The 2377-nt window shown below is 42.0% G+C and carries 3 protein-coding genes and 3 pseudogenes; all 6 read left to right on the top strand.

What is annotated here, in order from left to right; translation table 11 throughout:
• A pseudogene (locus tag ACLD11_RS21790) lies at positions 1 to 106 on the top strand (cytoplasmic protein); the annotation flags it as partial.
• A 49-nt stretch (positions 107 to 155) separates the two neighbouring features.
• Positions 156 to 887 (top strand): hypothetical protein, encoded by a 732-nt coding sequence (locus ACLD11_RS21785; RefSeq protein WP_080247011.1) that lies wholly within the window; start codon positions 156 to 158, stop codon positions 885 to 887.
• On the top strand, positions 884 to 1318 hold the full coding sequence (locus ACLD11_RS21780) for a hypothetical protein (protein WP_115286307.1): 435 nt from the start codon (positions 884 to 886) through the stop codon (positions 1316 to 1318). Before ACLD11_RS21785 ends, ACLD11_RS21780 begins: the two co-directional genes overlap by 4 nt.
• Positions 1270 to 1722: a hypothetical protein gene (locus ACLD11_RS21775; protein WP_411015373.1), complete on the top strand. Its 453-nt coding sequence runs from the start codon at positions 1270 to 1272 to the stop codon at positions 1720 to 1722. Before ACLD11_RS21780 ends, ACLD11_RS21775 begins: the two co-directional genes overlap by 49 nt.
• Positions 1640 to 2006: pseudogene (locus ACLD11_RS21770) on the top strand (hypothetical protein). Before ACLD11_RS21775 ends, ACLD11_RS21770 begins: the two are co-directional and overlap by 83 nt.
• Before the next feature lie 24 nt (positions 2007 to 2030).
• Positions 2031 to 2377, top strand: a pseudogene (locus ACLD11_RS21765) (type VI secretion system tip protein VgrG); the annotation flags it as partial.

The following is a 2377-nucleotide window of genomic DNA, read 5'->3' as shown; positions in this document are numbered from 1 at the left end:
AAGACCGGGGCAAGGCTGGTTCTGGCAGCAGAACAGTGAAGGGCGGTATGTGGATGCGCTGCGGCATATCACGGAAGTTGATAATTCAGGTGATGTCCGAAGATAAAAGGTATGGCATCAACGCGATATGCTTCGGGGATCCCTAAGGAAATCGAATGAGTAAGTTACAGTTTGACCCTCATAGCCCATTGGCTGAATATTTTTCCAGAACAAAGATAGACGGGGAATTTATCAAAAACGATTACGGTGATAGAGGTGAATTTGTCATAAATAGTGAAACGGGAGCTATTTCATTATTGCTAAAATGTAAATATACATGGGTTAAAAATAGCGATGTGAAGGACGACTGGACGTTTATTGAAAAATCATTGTTCATCATTAATGTTTATACGACAGTTTGTTCCGAATGGAATGGTAAAATATTTTTTTCTGTTTCAGGAACTTCAGATTTCGCCAGGAAGTTTCAGGGGAAGCCTCTGCCATTTGATATACAGATGATCCCTGTTAATCATGGTGAACACTGGGATGTGACTGCATTGAAGGTGAGACCAGGGGATGATGTAAGGACTTATGTTATCTGGGGTTCTCGTATCCTCCATATTGATTCCGAGGATGTGGTCGCAGTGCGGAAATGTCTTGATCCAGCCCAGACAGTTTGCTCTAACCAGATAAATGTACCTCATGAAATTGGACATATGATTGGTTATCTTGATGATGAGTATGCTCTGGATAAATCAGGTAAAGCAACAACGGCATATAGATCGGATGCTGCCGCATTAATGAATATTGGAATGGAGCTTCGAAGTCGTTACCTGGAACATGTTAACACATTTCTGAATGTAATAATCCCTGATACTTACTTTACAGTTATGAGTGTAGATAAATGATACAAACAGGTATTCTGCTCATTCATTTTCTGATGCATGGCGTAATGTTTAATCCCCACCCTCAACCCTCTGTCACTGCGCTAAATGGCATGAAATACGAGCTGGTAAATGTAACAAAAAAAGATGATCAGGCAACTCAGTATTATGAAAAAAATAATATACAAAGCGGAGAGGTTGATGCTTCTTTTGTTGAAAAATATGGCAGGCCTGAACATGAATTTGTCAGACCTCGCTATATGTTTGTTGGTGAGTATTATATTGGGCTGGAAAAAACCTATAGGTCAACGGATCCCAGATATAGCAATGTACCGATTAAAGAAATGTTCTGGCATCTCCATGATGATTTGAACTTGACATGCTGGTTTCATTATAAGGACGAGCAGTGGCGAGTGTTCTCTTATATTTTTTGGCCACCCGGTGCTGTATTCTAGTTTACTATAATAATGAAGAGATATTCTCATTCTGCTTCAGAACATCAGTAGAGCATGAGATAGGTCACACACTTTTATATCTTGAAGGTGAGTATGACCTGCCAAAACCACCTGAGAATTTTGATACCAATTATTTGTCTTTAACCAAAGGGGAAAGATTTCCATCGAATGAGTTAAGAGTGGCAAATGATATATATGGTTGGGATATTGATGGAGTGATGAATACTGGAACAGAACTTCGGGAGCATTATCTGAATGATATTCCTGTACAATTAAATGTAATAATTCCTGATGCCATTTTCTCGCTTGCGGAGTTAAAAAATGAACAGTTTTTTTGCTTTGATGTCGTTATTGCTAATCGCTACCACAGGGGGAGAGTCTTTTGCTCAGCCTTCCGTATATGAGCAAAGAAGTTATATAAAGAACGGAGGGTCTGAGGCTTTTTTTATTAAAAACATGGTCGTCCGACACGTGAGTTTATAAAGTCTCGTTACAAATTTGTCGGAGGGTATTCCATTGGCATTGAAAATACTTATCGTTCAACGAATCCTGAATTCAGAAATATTCAGATAAAGGAAATATTCTGGAATTTGAATAAGGATTTAAATTTGACATGTTTCTTTCATTATAAAAATGGGCAGTGGCAGGCTATTTCTTATTTTTCTGGCCGCCAGGGGCTTTATTTTAATCCGATATTTAAGGAGTAAATATCATGAGTTTTGTATCTACGGGTAATAAACCAGCTGGAAATGGTGGACCCGTCATCACCACGCCGCCAATAACCGGCGAAAGTGGCGATACGAGCACAGGTTCAGCCGCAACCGGTGTTGCTGATGCAGTCGAACAGATGGCAGAACAGGCAGCGGCGGAGCTGTTTGGTGCGCTGCCGGAGCCGTCAGGGCTGGTAAAAGCGGCAGTAACCGCAGCGCAGGCCGCCGCAGCGGCGGCGGGGATATCGGATATAGTTAGTGCCGTCCAGGATGCGGCGGCGTCGCTTGCAACCAGCGGGCCGGGCGCACATAACGTGACGGTCAGCGGCAGCGCAGTTCCACCGCAGAT

Source organism: Salmonella sp. 741265116_PST, from assembly GCF_046567715.1.
GTDB lineage: Bacteria > Pseudomonadota > Gammaproteobacteria > Enterobacterales > Enterobacteriaceae > Salmonella > Salmonella enterica.
Note: the sequence above shows the minus strand (reverse complement) of the source record. Positions and strands in the feature narration are given on the sequence as shown.

What these genes read in the sequence shown, in the direction of transcription:
- ACLD11_RS21785 (WP_080247011.1), top strand. Translation starts at nt 156, where the DNA reads ATGAGTAAGTTACAGTTTGACCCTCATAGCCCATTGGCTGAATATTTT.
- ACLD11_RS21780 (WP_115286307.1), top strand. Translation starts at nt 884, where the DNA reads ATGATACAAACAGGTATTCTGCTCATTCATTTTCTGATGCATGGCGTA.